Origin of the sequence: Sphingomonas immobilis (assembly GCF_030580995.1) — a bacterium.
Taxonomy (GTDB): domain Bacteria; phylum Pseudomonadota; class Alphaproteobacteria; order Sphingomonadales; family Sphingomonadaceae; genus Sphingomonas; species Sphingomonas immobilis.
The window spans coordinates 139740-155165 of the sequence record NZ_JAUQSZ010000003.1 but is presented as its reverse complement, the minus strand read 5'-3'; the positions used below and the strand labels follow the sequence as shown (position 1 = coordinate 155165).

Below are 15426 nucleotides of genomic sequence, written 5' to 3'. Positions count from 1 at the left end.
TTCAGCCAACATTAGCCCAATGAGATCGAGGACCGCCTCTTTCGCTGCTGCGCTGAGCATTTGGGTTAGGAAGGCGCGTTGGGCAGTCGTAGCTTTCGTAGCGTTGCTGTGTGGCGTTGGGGTCGACATTAGCGGTTACGGCGTGGGGTTCGAGCAGCAACTCCATTCGGCACGTGACGCCATCCGAATGCGGCCAGCGAGCGGCCATTTCGTGCTGGTGCAGATCGATCCGCGCTCGCTGGCGAAGCTCAACCGCTGGCCTTGGCCGCGCGGATATCATGCGCAGGCGATCGAGATGTTAGAGCGGGCGGGCGCCGATGGAATCGCGTTCGACGTCGATTTCTCGTCACGCAGCGACCCAGCCGGAGATCGGAAGCTGGCCAAGGCCATCGCCACTGCCAAAGTGCCGATCCTGCTTCCAACGTTTCGCCAGTTCAGCGCGCAAACCGGAGGCGGCACCTACGAGAATCTGCCCATTCCCGCGCTGCGCGAGAAGGCGTTGCTGGCGGCGGTCAACATCGATGCTGATGAAGATGGCATGGTGCGCCGCTATCCCTTCGGCGTAACGACTGCGAACACGCCGCGTCCTTCGATCGGCGCGATGCTGGCCGCCAGCGCCGGACGGTCCGATACCGACTTCGCGATCGACGGAGCGATCGACCCCGCCACGATCCCCAGCATCAGTTTTGTTGACCTCGTCGAGGGGCGTATTCCGGCGGGTGCCTTGCGCGGTAAGACCGCCTTGATTGGCGCAACCGCGATCGAGCTCGGCGATCGGTATCCGGTTCCGCGCTACGGCGTAATCCCCGGCCCGACCATCCAGTTACTAGCGGCCGAAACGCTTACCGACGGATCGAGCCCGGTCGACCGCGGAATGATGCTGCCATTACTGGGCGCCGTCGCGGTGCTGGCATTCTGCGCGCGCCTTGGCCGCCGAGGAAAGGGCTTGGCGATCAGTGGCGCCGCACTGTCGTTGCTGCTCGTCCCGCTCGCGCTTGAGGCCATGCATCTCGGCACGGTCGATATCACGCCAGCGCTGTGCGCCTTGTTCGTCGGCACCATTCTCGCCTTGACGCTGTCTTTCTATAGCTCCTTTCAGCACGCCCGCACCGTCGATCAGGCCACCGGACTGCAAAACCGACGCGGTTTTGAGGACGCTCTAAAGAGCGCTCCCCCACGAGCGGTGATTGCGATGCGGATCGAGAGTTATCGCGATACGGCCGGCGTTCTCGGGCAGGAGCGTGCGGCGGAGCTTATCCAGCGCATCGTGGACCGTGTTGACCCCACAGGAAACGGGGCGATTTGTCGTCTAGAGGAAAGCGTTCTGGCCTGGGCTTCTCAGGACGACGATGCGGCGGCGTGCGTTGAACAGGTTGAAGGCATTATCGCGTTGTTACGGTCCCCTTTGGAGGTCGCGGGACGCAAAATTGAGCTGCGCTCCGCTTTTGGACTGGCTGACGTGGGCACCATGTCGCCCTCGAAGCTGGTGGACCGCGCGATCCTTGCCGCGGATCAGGCCGGCGAGTTGGGCAAGGAATGGCAGCTCTACGACGACGAGATCGACCGGCAGCTCGACTGGCGGCTATCGCTTGCCAGCGAGTTGAATGAGGCGTTGGCGGCTGGAGACATCTGGGTCGCCTACCAGCCGAAAATGGCTATCGCATCGGGGCAGGTGACGGCGGCTGAGGCGCTTGTCCGCTGGCAGCATCCCCAACGCGGCGCCATCCTGCCAGACGCCTTCATTCCCGCGCTAGAGGCGAGCGGCCGGATCCTCGACCTGACACTGTTCGTGCTGGGCCGCGCGGTGGCGGATGCGGCCTCGTGGGCGGCGGCGGGAACGCCGATCAATGTCGCGGTCAATGTGTCCGCCTTGCTCGCCACGGACGTGAAGTTTCTGACGGCGGTACGGGCGATGGTCGCCGACGGATCGATCGACCCGTCCTTGCTGACGCTGGAAGTCACGGAATCCGCTACGATGGCCGATCCGCAACGCGCCATCACGGCGCTGGAACAGCTCGCGGCACTCGGCATCGGCTTGTCGATCGACGATTATGGTACGGGACAATCGACGCTGACCTATCTGAAGCGATTGCCCGCCAAGGAGATCAAGATCGACAAGAGCTTCGTGCTTGGCCTCGCCGACAATCGCAGCGACCAGGTAATGGTCCGCTCGACGATCGAGCTGGCGCACGAACTCGGCTATAAGGTGGTGGCCGAGGGGGTCGAAACGCAATCAATCCTCGACGTGCTCACCGCGGCCGGGTGCGACTACGCGCAGGGATGGCACATTGGGCGCCCGATCCGCGCCTCCGACTTTGAGATGAAATTCTGCGCGAGGCTTGCCGCATGAATTGCTCTTCCTCGCTCGCCGACGGGTTGACCACGGACCGGCGTGATGCTCGCAGGCTCAAGGCTTTCGCGCCGACCCGGCTTGTGGACATCACGGGTGTGCGCCGCGCGCACGTGCTCAACATTTCCTCGACCGGTGCGCTGCTGTATTGCGTCGGTGGTGCCGATCCGCGCGGCGTAGTGACATTCGATCTGCCAGGGATGAGCATCAACGCGGCAGTACAGTGGGTCCTAGCCGATCGGTTCGGTGTAAAATTCTCTGTTGCGGTTGATACTCGGGATCTCGCAACCTCACTTCAACAAGGGCAGTAGCGACTGCTCCAATATATAGCATGCCAGGATGACGCGGGGGACCAATGCACCTTGCCGGGCAGGGGGCAGCGACCGACATTCGGCGAGCCAAAAGGTCGGGAAAGTTGGGAATTTGTAACTTATTTCCTCGAGATTTGCGGCTTACTTCGACTGCCCATGGTCGTATCTGAAGAACCGAGAGGGGAGCGCGGGTCGGAGCGGGTCGGGCTCAGACTCCGCGCGCAGTTGCGCGTGAGCGGGTTCGACAAATTGAATGTCGAGGTTACCAATCTGTCGCGTACTGGCTTCCAGATCGACACCGTTCACCGGCTGGCGCTCGGCTCCAAGGCACACCTGAAAATACCCAATCTGGCTGGTCTGCCCGCCGTCGTAAAATGGAAAAAGGGCGACCTCTACGGGTTCGCATTCGCCGCACCGCTGCATGACGCAGTGTTCGAGAGCGTGGTCGCCGCGGCGAACGGGGCAACGAACAGCCTATCGAAATAAGCGAGTTTCCGGCTTTCTGACTGAGCGCGTCAGCAGAATATCAAAGGAATTCATCAGCGCTCAATCGCACATTTCACCGAAAGGCATTCAGCCAGTGCGAAGCAATTCTGACAATAAGCTAACACATCGGTTCAGCGAAGCGACAGAGTTTTCGTGCAACTTCGCCCCACCAATGTTTCAGCAAATCTTTATTGGGAGTTTTAAGATGCGTAAAGTCCTCCTCTCGCTCTGCGCCGTGACAACGGTTGTCTCCGCAGTAGCGGTACCGACCGCAGCGGATGCCCGGCATCGTTATGCTCGTCACGGTCGCGTATATTATCAGGACTGTCACCGCTCGCGGGGCACGACGGGTACGATTGCCGGCGGCGTTGGCGGTGCCCTTATCGGCAATGCGATTGGCGGCGATGCGCTCGGAACTATCGCCGGCGGTGTTGGGGGCGCGCTTCTCGGCCGTCACCTCGACCAGCGGCACGATGCCGCGCAGAATCGCCGCCACGGCTGCTGATCTCATTGGGACGCGTCGCTTGGAGTTTCAAATCCGGGCGGCGCACCCCATTCGGGCAAGGCCTTTAAACCATAGGACGCGATGCCCCCAGGCCTTCGTTGTCTGCGCGCTACGCCGCCCGAAGCTTAGCCGGTGCGTCGCGAAAGCGAGCCCGGGCGTCTGCGCAAACACGCTCTTTTTTAGTCTTGATGATACCTTTCGGCAAAGGATCAAGGGACAAGGTACATCGTCGCTGTCCGAAGGCCCGTGCGCCTCTGATGTGGTTGCCGCGACCAGTTTGTATTTGTCGGAGCCGCCATGCGTATTTTGCTTGCTGAAGATGACAATGGAACCGCTCTTCCGGTTACCCGCGCGCTCACCAAGCTCGGGCATGAGGTAATCCGCGTCACGTCCGGAAGCGATGCGCTTAGCCATGGAAAGAATTCCGACATCGATGTCGTCGTCCTAGATCGGATGTTGCCGGGGATAGACGGGATCGATGTATTGCGCGGCTGGCGGGCCGCCTCAATCCATACGCCCGTCATTCTGCTGACTGCGCTGGGCGGCATCGCTGATCGGGTAGCGGGGCTAGACGCTGGCGCGGATGATTACCTCGTAAAGCCTTTCTCCGTAACCGAACTCGTAGCCCGGTTGTCGGCGATACGGCGTCGCTGGACTCTCGGCAGGGCGCTTACGCGGTTCGAGGCGGGTGATGTTGTGATCGACGTGTTGACTCGGGAAACGCGGAGGGCTGGTTCGCTCGTCCATCTGCAGCCCAGAGAATTTTCGCTGCTTGAAGTTCTGATGCGCAACGCGGGTAGCTGCGTCACGCGCGCGATGTTTCTGGAGGTCGTCTGGGGATTCCATTTTGATCCCCGGACGAACCTGGTCGAGACTCATCTCAGCCGGCTGCGTACAAAATTGAAGGCGGTAGCCCCCGGGGATCCAATCGAGACCGTAAGGGGCGCAGGGTATCGGATGCGCGTCCATGAGTAATATCTGGGCAAGCTCGGCCTATCGCATTGCGTTTACCTATTCCGCCGGCTTTGCCATCATGATCGCCGGGCTGGGAACGATGGTGTATTTCGCCGCGGATGCCAATTTTCGAGGTCAGCAGGACGCCTCGATCAGCGCAGAAAGCGATGAACTCGTGCACGAATTTCGGAGCGGCGGCATGCCTGAACTCCGTGCAAACATCGATCGTCGAGAGCGGGATTCTGTTGCTGACGGGTTCGGCTATGCCGTCTTCGGATTAAACGGGCGGCGTGTCGCCGGCCATCTCGATACGCCGCGTCCGGATGTCGGCTGGCAAACTCTTGTTTTCAAAGATCCGGAAGAGGGCAGGGACGAGGCGCGAGCCCAGGTAACGTCACTCTCGCCGGATCGGACGCTCGTGGTTGCGCTCGACAGTGAGGCCGTCGAGCAACTGGACGGGACGATCCTGGCCTTGTTCGCCGGTGCCCTTCTTTTGATGCTCGTATTCGGTACGGGCGGCGCCTTTTTGCTCGGCGGTTTCCTGCGGACGCGGCTGGAGCAGATAACCGGAACGGCGGAAGCGATCCTTGCAGGCGACCTGCAGCGACGCGTTCCTTCACGACCGGGAGACAATGAATTCGATCGCGTCGGGCGATCCCTCAACGCAATGCTAGACCGGATCGCTGACCTGATGGAAAACCTTCGACAGGTCTCGACAGATGTCGCTCATGATCTGCGTACGCCCCTGTCACGCATGAGAAGTGAGATCGACGAGGCGCTCGAGGGTCCCATGGATCCCATCCTGCAGCACCTCGCCCTTCGCAAGGCGCTGACGCAGAGCGACGAACTCTTGTCGCTTTTTTCGGCCATTCTCCGCATTTCCGAGATCGAGGGCGGCGCGGCGGCGCGATCCTTCGAACCGATCGATCTCGCTGCGCTGGCGGAAGACCTCTGCACGAGCTTTCTTCCCGTCGTAGAGGATGGCTATCGCAACCTCAGCTGGGCAACGAATCCAAATATATGGGTTCTCGGTGATCGCGAATTGCTCTCGCAGGCGATTGTGAACCTCTTGGAGAATGCACAGGTCCACACGCCGCCGGGAACACGCATCCACGTGGAGGTAGTTGCCTGTGGCGATCGTGCAGGCATCTCCGTGCAGGATGACGGACCTGGCGTTCCGCCCGAGGATTTTGCGCGGATAACCCGACGCTTCGTACGTCTCGATGAGAGCCGTAGCACCGACGGCCATGGCCTCGGCCTCAACCTGGTTTCCGCTATCGCCGGTATTCATCGCGGGACACTGTCAATCGATAGCGCTGAGCCCGGGCTGCGAATCGTGATCGATTTGCCGCTCGCGTCTGCTCTTTCAGATGGCGCCTAACTTCGAGCGGATAGTCTCTCAAAGCGCGCGACCAGCTGACCGATATACAATTTCCCAACGTTCCGCCGGTTTCGGAACTTGCCGCCTTGCGGCCCATTTCGCAGCCTTGACGAAATACTCGGGACGGCGGGTCTGGCGCCAAGGATGGCGATCAGCGAGGCAAGATCGAGTGACCTTTCGCACGAGGAATAGGAGAAAATTCATGGCCGATCGACAAGCCCCCAACACTACGGTTATCGAACGCAGCGGCGGCTCTGGTGCCACCATCCTGATTGCGATCGTCCTCCTCATCGCGGTGATCGTCGGGGGCTATTTCCTTCTGGCGCAGAACCGGAACGATACCATCCGGACCGATGCGGTTACCAAGGCGGCCTCCAAGGTCGGTGATGGCGCCAGCAAGGTCGGGGATGCAGCTAGCAAGGCTGCGGACCACGCAACCAACTGAGTTTATGACATACGCCGGCAACGGGGTGGGACCATCGTCATGGACAGCACCCAGGCCCGTTGTCGGCGTTATCCTGTGAGGCCGTCGCGTGCTCGCTAACATCCTCATCACGATAGGCCTTGTGTATCTTATTTCGATTATTGCTGTGCTGATGATCGTAGCGTCGGCGGTTTTCTCAGCCGCGCGAGAACGCCGCCGGGTAACCCGGGCAACTCGCTCTTCAACGAATGCCGGAGGGGTCGCTGGTCGGTCGGATTAGACAGCCGTCTGGTGTTTCCAGAATGTTCAGGCTTCCTCCGGAGTGTTGATCGCGGGCTTCTTCAAGGACCGTTGAGATGTCGCGTTTCTTATCCTTGAAAACAACAGTGCTGATTGTCGCTGGAGCCGCTGCTAGTATCATCGCAGGTTCGCTCGGTGCTACAGCGGTTCAGGGCGAGGACTTCGATTTCTACAAAGCATATCGAGGTAGCACTTACACCAGCCTTGTTGAAGCTGATCGGGGTGATCAGAGGACGACCGCGCCCGCCGCGTCGACGCCTCTGCCAAGCTCGGCGAGCTTCACCCAGTTCCCCGAACCATATCTGGTTTCGTCCACAGCCGAAGCGTTTCCTTCTTCCAACTATAGGTCGAGCGTGCCTGACCGGTATGACCGGTTCGATACCGAGGCTGCCTATGTAAGCGAGACCGATTTTAAGCGGACTAAAGTAACGAATCAGACGGCGCTTGAAAACGTTGAGGTATATTCCAAGCATTTAGATGAAGCGGATGCCCCTGCATTTGACGCAGGCGATAGCAGTGACCCTGCGCCACAAGAACAACGCCCACACAATACCGGCCAGATTGCGTCACAACAAATCGAATCTCCGGCGACGACGTATCTCCCATAGTCGGCGGCTCGATGTACCCCTTCGCGGCCGTGAAGCGGAAGGGGTACTACTTGGCTGATGCAATGATTTAAGCCCTTTTGCGTACCCAAATTCGCGCGTGGTGGCTCGTCGCGAACATCGATGCGGGTACTGACGCAATTAAGATCACTCGTCCCATTCGACTGGCCTAGCCGGCCGATGACTGCAGGCGGTTCAATCCAAACCGGTTACGAGCAGCCGAGTGTCGGATTAGCGCCTCAACATTAGAGCCGTCGGTGTCGATCCTGAAAGCGCCGCTTAGATCAGATGCGCGGTGAATTTGCCGTTTGCAAAGAGTCGCAGCTTCAGCCGCCCAGGCTCTTGAGCGTGTTGCTCAAGAGTCGGCGCTTGACAGTCGAGCCACTCAACCGCTTTAGTGAGCGCATGGGGACTGCGATCTCCCCACGAGGCTTCGGCTAAAGCATCGCGTCCAGATTTCCGACAAGGACGCGCCATGCCTGCCAATAGTGTTATTACACCGGACAAACTTGCCCGCCTGATCGGGTTGCCGGGATCGCCGACGATCATCGACGTCAGAGCTAACTCCGAACAGGCCGTACCCGGATCAATATTCCGCGACGTGGCATCGCCCCTGACGTGGGCACGAGAAAACGATAGCGGCGTCGTGATCGTCGATAGTGATGGCTCGGCCGGAGCCTCGATCGCGGCGGTGCTGCGCAGCGACGGTCTTGCCGCCGAGGCGCTGGAAGGTGGCTTCGCTGCTTGGCGCGCTGGCGGCCATGCCACGGTTTCGCTAGATTCTTTGCCGCCGCGCCACGACGACGGGCGGACGTGGTGGGTAACGCGCGCACGGCCCAAGGTCGATCGTATCGCCTGCCCTTGGCTGATCCGCCGCTTCATCGATCCCGAAGCGCGATTTCTGTTCGTCGCGCCGGGTGAGGTGCTGACGGTAGCGGTGCAGCAGCATGCAGAACCCTTCGATATCTCCGATGACCGTGTGGTCTGGAGCCATCGCGGCGAGCTTTGCACATTCGACGTGATGGTGGAGGCGTTCGGGCTCGCCGATCACGCGCCGCTCGCGCATCTCGCGACGATCGTGCGCGGCGCCGATACCGACCGGCTCGACCTCGCGCCCGAGGCGGCGGGCCTGCTGGCGATCTCGCTCGGCCTGTCGCGGACGTACGCAGACGACCATGCCCAGCTCGAGGCGGGAATGCTCCTCTACGACGCGCTCTATCGCTGGTGCCGCGATGCGCGCGACGAGCGGCACGACTGGACATCGCACACGCCGACCCGCGCCAAGACCTCGGCATGACCGGCGCGACACGGACGCAAGCCGCGGACGCACGGCCGCAGCCGGTGACGCTTGGCGAGGCCTTCTGGGTCTGGCTCCGGATCGCGGCGCTGTCGTTCGGCGGGCCCGCCGGGCAGATCGCGGTGATGCATCGCATCCTCGTCGAGGAAAAACGCTGGATCGGCGAGCATCGGTTTCTGCACGCACTAAATTATTGCATGTTGCTGCCGGGGCCGGAGGCGCAGCAGCTCGCGACCTATATCGGCTGGCTGATGCACCGCACGAAGGGCGGTATCGTCGCAGGCGCGCTGTTCGTCCTGCCCGGCGCGCTGTCGATCATGGCACTGAGTTGGATCTATGCGCTCTACGGCCGGGTCGGCATCATCTCGGCGCTATTCTTCGGGTTGAAGTGCGCGGTGCTCGCGGTCGTGCTGCAAGCGGTGGTGCGGATCGGCGGGCGATCGCTCAAGAACAATGTCATGCGCGGGCTGGCGGCGCTTGCGTTCGTGCTGATCTTCTTTATCGGCGTGCCGTTCCCGGTGATCGTGCTGGGGGCCGGGATCATCGGCTATCTCGGCGGGCGGGCCGGCGTCGCCGCGTTCCAGGTCGGCGGTGGCCACAAAGCCGGCAAGGGTGAGATCGTCGAGGATGCCGACACGCTTCTCGGCGAGGAACTGCCCGCACATGCCAGTCCTCCGATCGGCCAGACGCTGCGGCACACAGGCATCTGGCTGGTGCTGTGGCTGGCACCCGTTGTCGCGCTGCTGCTCCTGCTCGGGCACGGCAACGTCTTCACCCAGATCGCGACCTTCTTCTCGACGATGGCGGTGGTGACGTTCGGCGGCGCCTATGCCGTGCTCGCCTATGTCGCGCAGCAAGCGGTCGAAGGCTATCACTGGCTGACCGCGCCGGAAATGCTCGACGGGCTCGGCATGGCCGAGACGACGCCGGGGCCGCTCATCATGGTGCTGCAGTTCGTCGGCTTCATGGGCGCGTATCGCCACCCTGGCATGCTCTCGCCGCTGCTTGCGGGAACGCTCGGCGGGCTGCTCGCGACCTGGGTCACGTTCGTGCCGTGCTTCCTGTGGATCTTCCTCGGCGCGCCGTTCATCGAGCGGATGCGCGGCAACACGGCGCTGTCGGGGGCGCTGTCGGCGATCACGGCGGCTGTCGTGGGCGTAGTGCTCAACCTCGCAGTCTGGTTCGCGATCCATACGATCTTTCGCAAGGTGGTGCCGGTCGCGGCCGGGCCGCTGCGCTTCGATATGCCAGTGATCGTTAGCGTGGATCCGTGGGCGTCGGCGCTCTCTCTCGCGGCGATCATCGCCATGTTCCGCCTCAGAATCGGCATCTTCACAACGCTCGGTAGCGCCTCCGCCGCCGGCGTCGCGCTATACCTCGCTGGCGCTGTTTCCTGACGCTCTTATCTCCTCGGGAAACGAACATGGCCGATAGCCTGATCGAACGCCGCAACTTGCTCGCTGCCTCCCTCAAACGTCGAGTATCGATGATGCGGTGCACGCGCCCGCGACCGGATCGACGGGAGCCCGTGCGATTAGCCGAGGCGATTTTTATCGTGCCGCGTTCGCTTTCTCTAAGCCTGTCTGACCGATTAACCGACGATCATAGGCGTCGGCCATCTGGCGATGGGTTCGAGCAATCGCGGGATCACTGCAGGCGTTCGCGCGCTCGCGCTCGGTAGCCGCACGCATTCGGAAATAGGCTTGATCGTCGAGTGTAGGCATCGTGCGGCTCCCTGTTGCGCCGATGACGAGCTCGTCGTTACGGCAGAATAACAGCAGTCTAGCAACACGTTGACGTTCTCACATTGTTCTCGATCAATCATGGAGCGGTCGCGCTCTGGGATCTGTTCCAGCCATGGACCGGAGGCCACCGATTTACCGCACCGATCGCCGGCTGACGGTGGAGCCGCGCAGAATTGATCGACGCAATTGCGGTAGAGCGTAGGGCCCGTATTATGGCCGCTCATCGTTCAAAGGCGGGGCAACATGCGACGAGAGGAGCAGACGGCGCTTAGCGAGGCGCATGCCGAATTGCGAAGGCTGATCTTCGCGATCGCGAAAGAGACCGCAAAGACTACGCCCGATATGCCCTCATTGGCCGCGGCCCGGTTGAGGCTAACCCAGGCCAGCCGACGCAGAGCGACGATCGTGCAGGCCTTGCTGGCAAGTCCGGGCCTTGCGACAGATCCTGCCGGAAGGACAGTGCTTGGGGAGCTCCGCGCAGACCAGCAGCGCTCGCGAGTGGCGTCAGCAAGTCATATCGGTCAGTGGACAACGCAATCAATTATGGATGACTGGCAAGGCTACTGTATTGCTTCAAAAAAGATCCGAGCGGACATGCTCCGACAGATCGATCGAGAGGCAGCGATGCTGCTCCGGTGAATCGCAATTATCCTAGGATGCTTATTTGTCGTGACGCCAATGCGCCCCGACATCAGCGCTTCCGCCAAGCTCGGGCCGGTCCCGAAACTCGCCGTCCTAACGGCCAGCGTCGACCGCGCCGCAAGCTGCGGCTGAGACACGGTCGTAAACAAATCCCGGCCGCTGCCAAATTTCGCCCATTGGGAAGTCGTCGGAGGATCGGTTGGTAAAAACGATGATCGCTAAACCGTCCTCGGGAACGATGAAGTTTCGTGCCTGCACGCCGTAGATTTCGCCATCGCGCTGCACGACGCGCTTAACCCGCCGGTCGGCCTTTGGCTAAACAGCTGCCGGTCGGGGAAGCGCTTCAATATCGGTCAGTCAATCGTAGTGGCGGCTAAGCCGAAAGCGGCCGCCCGAGCCGCCTTTTCGAATATGGAGCGGCGCGAGTGGGCCGCTCCATATTCTTCATTCTCGTCCTAGAAGTGCAGGCGAATGCCAGCCCGTCCGCCGCCGCCGCGATAATCGTCGCTATAGTCACCGAAGCCTTCGATAAAGCCGGTGACACCGCCCGGCGTCGTCACGTTGAAGCCGACCGCACCCTGACCATAAGTGCCGATCCGGTTGTTGAAGAACGCCACGGTCTGGCCACCGCTCGTAAGGGCAACGCCGTCCTGACCGCGGAACTCATGCACCGCCATGCCGGAAGCGTAGACCAGGCCCTTCGACCCCATTAGGTCGAACGCCGCACCGACCCGCGCGCCCGCCTTGCCGCGAAGACCATCGCGCTCGTCGAAGTCGAACGAGAAGCCCGGCGCGACGAGGGTGTCGATATTGGTCTTCACATAAGCGACCTGCGCGACCGGCTCGACGAAGAAGCGCGTGCCGCCGAAGCGGACGCCGACCTCGCCCTGCGCGCCGTAGCTGTTGCCGTGGAGCTTCGTGCGGGTGCCGGCGAAGCTCGTGTCGATCCACGAATAATCGTATTTGCCCAGCGCGTTGGCGAAGACGATGCCCGAGACGAAGCTCAGATACGCGCCGCCGTTGATCGTGTCATAGCGGATCCGGTCCGGCGACCCGGCAAAGCCGAGTTCCGAGCTGACATAGCCGCCGGTGATGCCGAACACCAAGCCGCCAGCCGGCTTTGGCGCGCCGAAGTCGAAGCCGATCTGCCCGCCGAACGCATCCTGCTTGTAGCCGAGGTTGGCCGTGCCCGCCTGGCCGAAGGTCGTGAAACCCTGCGTACCGTTGCGGCGCGTGTCGCTCGATCCGTACATCTGCAGCCAGAGGCCAGAGCCGGGGGTCTCGCCGCCGTCGGTCGCGCGCCAGGTCGCGTCGCGGAGCGAAGTCATGTGCGCGCTCCACGCATCGGCCGACTTGTACCAGAGCGTGCGCGCGCCCTCGGCAACCTTCAGCGTCCGGAACGCCGCCTCCGACGGTGCGCCGACCAGCAGGTAGCTGTTGTCCGCCGCGTTGAAGCGCAGGCCGTAGCTCGCGAAGCCGTAGTTCACGTTGCCGCCCGAGAGCGTGAAGGCCCCGGCGTTGCTGCCAGCGCCGCCCTGTACGAGCACGATGCCGGGGTTGAGCTGGGGCACGCCCGTGGTCAGGTTGTTGAGCACGATCGCGGTGGAACCCGTCGCCGCGCCCGTGACGAAGCGATCCGCCGTCGGCGTCGCCCCGCCGAGCTGAACGTCGAGGCCGAGCGTGCTCGCACCCGAGCCGGTGTAGGCCGACGTGCCGATCGTAAAGACATCGCCCGTGTGCCCGTTGCGCAGGTCGATCGTACCCGAGTTGGCGAAGCTCTCCAGCCCGGTGAAGCTGGTCGTCCCCGCCGTCGCGGTGCCGGGCAGGATGCGGATCGTGCCGGAATTGGCGAAGCTGTCGGTGCCGGAGTTGAAGTTCAGCCCGCCACCCGCATTGGCGATGAACACGCCGCTGTTGGTGAAGCTGTCGTTGCCCGCGCCGAGGTCGGTGACGCTCGAGCTGTTGTAGGTGCCGCTGTTGACGAAGCTGTCATTGCCGGCACCGAAGTCGCTCGCCTGGGTGGCGTTGAAGGTGCCGCTGTTGGTGACGCTATCGTTGCCGCCGGTCAGCAGCAGGCGGCCATTGATCGAGCCGCTGTTGCTGACGGTTGCCGCACCGCCCGTCGCCCGGATCGCATAGCCGGTGCCGGTATTGATCGTGCCCGCGTTGCTCACGGTCGAGCCGGTGGCGGAGGTGATGGCGATGCCGTCGACATTGCCGGTCACCACGCCGCCCGTACGTACCGTGGCGGCCGCCGTCGTCGCGCCGTTAAGCTGCACGGCGCTGATCCCGGTGCCCGAGCCGGTCACGCTGCCGACATTGGCGGTTGCAGTGCCAGTCGTGCCCTGCACGACGATGGCGGCAGTGGGCGCAGCGCCCGCCGCGCCGGACCGCGAGACAAGACCGTTCGCGGTGACGGTCGCGCTGGTGCCGCGCGCTGAGATGGCGACCGCACCCGAACCCGTGGTCGAGACCGGGCCCGAGGTCACCGAGGCGATTCCGCCCGTCGATGACGCGTCGATACCCGTCGCCGTGTCACCGGCGGTCGAAACCAAACCCGTGCCGCTGATGGTCACGCCCGTCGTGCCGGTCGCGACGATGCCGCTGCTGCCGGTGCCGGTCGTCGTGACGTCGCCATTGTTGACGACGGCTGCGGTGCCACCGGTTCCGGTCGCCAGCACGCCCACGGCGTTGTCACCGAAGGTGCGCGCCGACGCGACCGAGGCGGAGGCGGTGTTGCCGCTCACGCGCACGCCGGTCGATCCCGCGCCCTGCGTCGAGACGCCGCCGACCGAGACGATCGCGTCGCCGGTCGCGCTGCTGACGTCGACAGCGTTCGAATTCGCGCCGTTGGTGAAGGCGGTGCTGATCGTCGCGCGTGCCGTGCCCGAGGTGGACGCCACGGTAACGGCGGCATGATTGTCGCCGCCGGTGCCGATGAAGTTGCCGCTCTGCGTCACGGTCGCGCCGGCCGCGCCGGTCGCGACGATGCCGCGCCCATCGTTCGCCGTCACTGCCGAGGCGTTGACGGTGACGGTGCCGCCGGTCGAGGTCGCGACGATCGCGTCGGAACCCGCACCCGTCGTCTGCACCTGCGAGAGATCGACGAGCACGTTGCCGTTCTCCGCGGTCGCCAGCACCCCGGTCGAGCCCGCGCCGCTGGTGATGACGGCGCTCGGCCCGAAGCCGTTCGGGCCGTTGCCGACAATGCTGACGTTGCCCGCGCCCGGCGCCACCGCCGACACGCCGATCGACCCGTCGCCATTGGTGATGACCGTGCCGCCGAAGATGCTGCGCGCCAGCGTGACGTTGATGTCCCCGCCCTGCGTCAGCAGATTGAAGCCGTCCGCGCCGGCGCCGTTGGTGACGATGGTGAAGCCTGTCGCGGTGATGTTGCCCTGGCCGGTCGAGATGTTGACGGCATCCGCGCCCGCGCCATCGGTCGTGATGGTGTTGCTGTTGACGATCACGTCGCCCGTATCGGCGACCGCGAGCACGCCGTAGGCGAAATCGCCGTGCGTGATGACGTTGCCGGTGTTGACGGTGACGTCGCCTGCTGTGGTACCGGCCAGCACGCCGAACGCGCCTGCGTCGCTGGTCGTGATCGAGGCGCCGGTATCGGCGTTGATGGTGATCGAATTGGTCGGCGTGGTGACGGCGAGGATACCGATGTTGAGGGTGTTCGTCGTATCTACGACGACATCGGAATCGAGATTGATGGTCAGATCCTGCGGCGGCGCGATGTAGCTGATGCCGTTCGGATAAGGATTGCCCGCGCTGGTGCAGGTAACGGTCGCGGATGTGGCGGGGCCGCATTCTTCCTGCGCAAATGCCTGCGGTCCAACGACCAAAGTAAGGGCCAACACGGGCAATGCCGATGTGTAGCGCAAAAGGTTGCGCCGGCGCGAAAGCTGCGAACCGTTATCGACGATTGCTGTGAGAAGACCCATAGAAAACTCCTGTTATGCACACGCGAAAACCGGCGGGATCAGGCTCGCCGCTATATTTCCGCTGGCCGCACATACGGCTCAGGTCATCGATTGGATGCCATTCAAAATAATATATATTTTTGCTTTTTTTGGAACTATTCGCCATGGCTGATCGACGTCAATCAAAAGGCTGTGGACAGTGCGTACCGAGGGTACGCTAAAGTTGCAGTCCCGCGACCTACATGCGCTCTATCGACTAGCTTCGCCGGATCGCTGCCGCATGAAGTTGGGTATTGGTGAGAGGCAAATTTCACGAAGGCCATAGTGAGCCTGAAACCAATCATTCGCTTGGCGCATGCCGGCGCATTTCACCCGTTACCCAAACTCTGTCTCGACAGTCTTCGAAGTGTCGAGGGGGGGCTACCGGGGAAGAGTGGTCTATTCTCGATGCCCAGACACTCTCTCGCTGGGGCATCCTGACCATTCCCGGTCATCTC

12 protein-coding genes are annotated in these 15426 nt (G+C 62.6%); 9 read left to right on the top strand and 3 right to left on the bottom strand.

From position 1 onward, the window contains the following. Positions 1-142 precede the first annotated feature (142 nt). From Q5H94_RS05985 to Q5H94_RS05975, 3 genes are all read left to right on the top strand, one after another. Positions 143-2350, top strand: a complete 2208-nt coding sequence (locus Q5H94_RS05985; protein WP_304560326.1) for a putative bifunctional diguanylate cyclase/phosphodiesterase — start codon at positions 143-145, stop codon at positions 2348-2350. Beyond that, positions 2347-2661 (top strand): PilZ domain-containing protein, encoded by a 315-nt coding sequence (locus Q5H94_RS05980; protein ID WP_304560325.1) that lies wholly within the window; start codon positions 2347-2349, stop codon positions 2659-2661. The genes Q5H94_RS05985 and Q5H94_RS05980 overlap by 4 nt, the downstream gene beginning before the upstream one ends. 231 nt (positions 2662-2892) lie before the next feature. Beyond that, positions 2893-3147, top strand: a complete 255-nt coding sequence (locus tag Q5H94_RS05975) for a PilZ domain-containing protein (RefSeq protein ID WP_341850091.1) — start codon at positions 2893-2895, stop codon at positions 3145-3147. Between the two features lie 118 nt (positions 3148-3265). Here Q5H94_RS05975 and Q5H94_RS20505 read toward each other — a convergent pair whose 3' ends face one another. After that, positions 3266-3643 (bottom strand): hypothetical protein, encoded by a 378-nt coding sequence (locus Q5H94_RS20505; RefSeq protein ID WP_431312143.1) that lies wholly within the window; start codon positions 3641-3643, stop codon positions 3266-3268. A gap of 306 nt (positions 3644-3949) precedes the next feature. Between Q5H94_RS20505 and Q5H94_RS05965 the strand changes: the two genes are divergently transcribed. From Q5H94_RS05965 to chrA, 6 genes are all read left to right on the top strand, one after another. Then, entirely contained in the window at positions 3950-4627 is a 678-nt protein-coding gene (locus Q5H94_RS05965; protein WP_304560322.1) for a response regulator transcription factor, read from the top strand. Further along, positions 4620-5987: a HAMP domain-containing sensor histidine kinase gene (locus tag Q5H94_RS05960; RefSeq protein WP_304560321.1), complete on the top strand. Its 1368-nt coding sequence runs from the start codon at positions 4620-4622 to the stop codon at positions 5985-5987. The genes Q5H94_RS05965 and Q5H94_RS05960 overlap by 8 nt, the downstream gene beginning before the upstream one ends. A 202-nt stretch (positions 5988-6189) precedes the next feature. Then, positions 6190-6432 carry a hypothetical protein gene (locus Q5H94_RS05955; RefSeq protein ID WP_304560320.1) on the top strand — a complete coding sequence of 81 codons (243 nt, stop codon included), beginning with the start codon at positions 6190-6192 and terminating at the stop codon, positions 6430-6432. A gap of 335 nt (positions 6433-6767) precedes the next feature. Further along, on the top strand, positions 6768-7319 hold the full coding sequence (locus Q5H94_RS05950; protein WP_304560319.1) for a hypothetical protein: 552 nt from the start codon (positions 6768-6770) through the stop codon (positions 7317-7319). Positions 7320-7791: 472 nt separating this feature from the next. Beyond that, a complete protein-coding gene (locus Q5H94_RS05945) occupies positions 7792-8613 on the top strand; it encodes a sulfurtransferase/chromate resistance protein (protein WP_304560318.1) in 822 nt (273 codons plus the stop codon). After that, on the top strand, positions 8610-10010 hold the full coding sequence (gene chrA, locus Q5H94_RS05940) for a chromate efflux transporter (RefSeq protein ID WP_304560317.1): 1401 nt from the start codon (positions 8610-8612) through the stop codon (positions 10008-10010). Before Q5H94_RS05945 ends, chrA begins: the two co-directional genes overlap by 4 nt. 1083 nt (positions 10011-11093) lie before the next feature. Here the strand turns inward: chrA and Q5H94_RS05935 are convergent. After that, positions 11094-11285 carry a hypothetical protein gene (locus tag Q5H94_RS05935; RefSeq protein ID WP_304560316.1) on the bottom strand — a complete coding sequence of 64 codons (192 nt, stop codon included), beginning with the start codon at positions 11283-11285 and terminating at the stop codon, positions 11094-11096. Between the two features lie 170 nt (positions 11286-11455). Then, complete coding sequence (locus Q5H94_RS05930) at positions 11456-14950, bottom strand: beta strand repeat-containing protein (protein WP_304560315.1); 3495 nt, start codon at positions 14948-14950, stop codon at positions 11456-11458. Between the last annotated feature and the right edge of the window lie 476 nt (positions 14951-15426).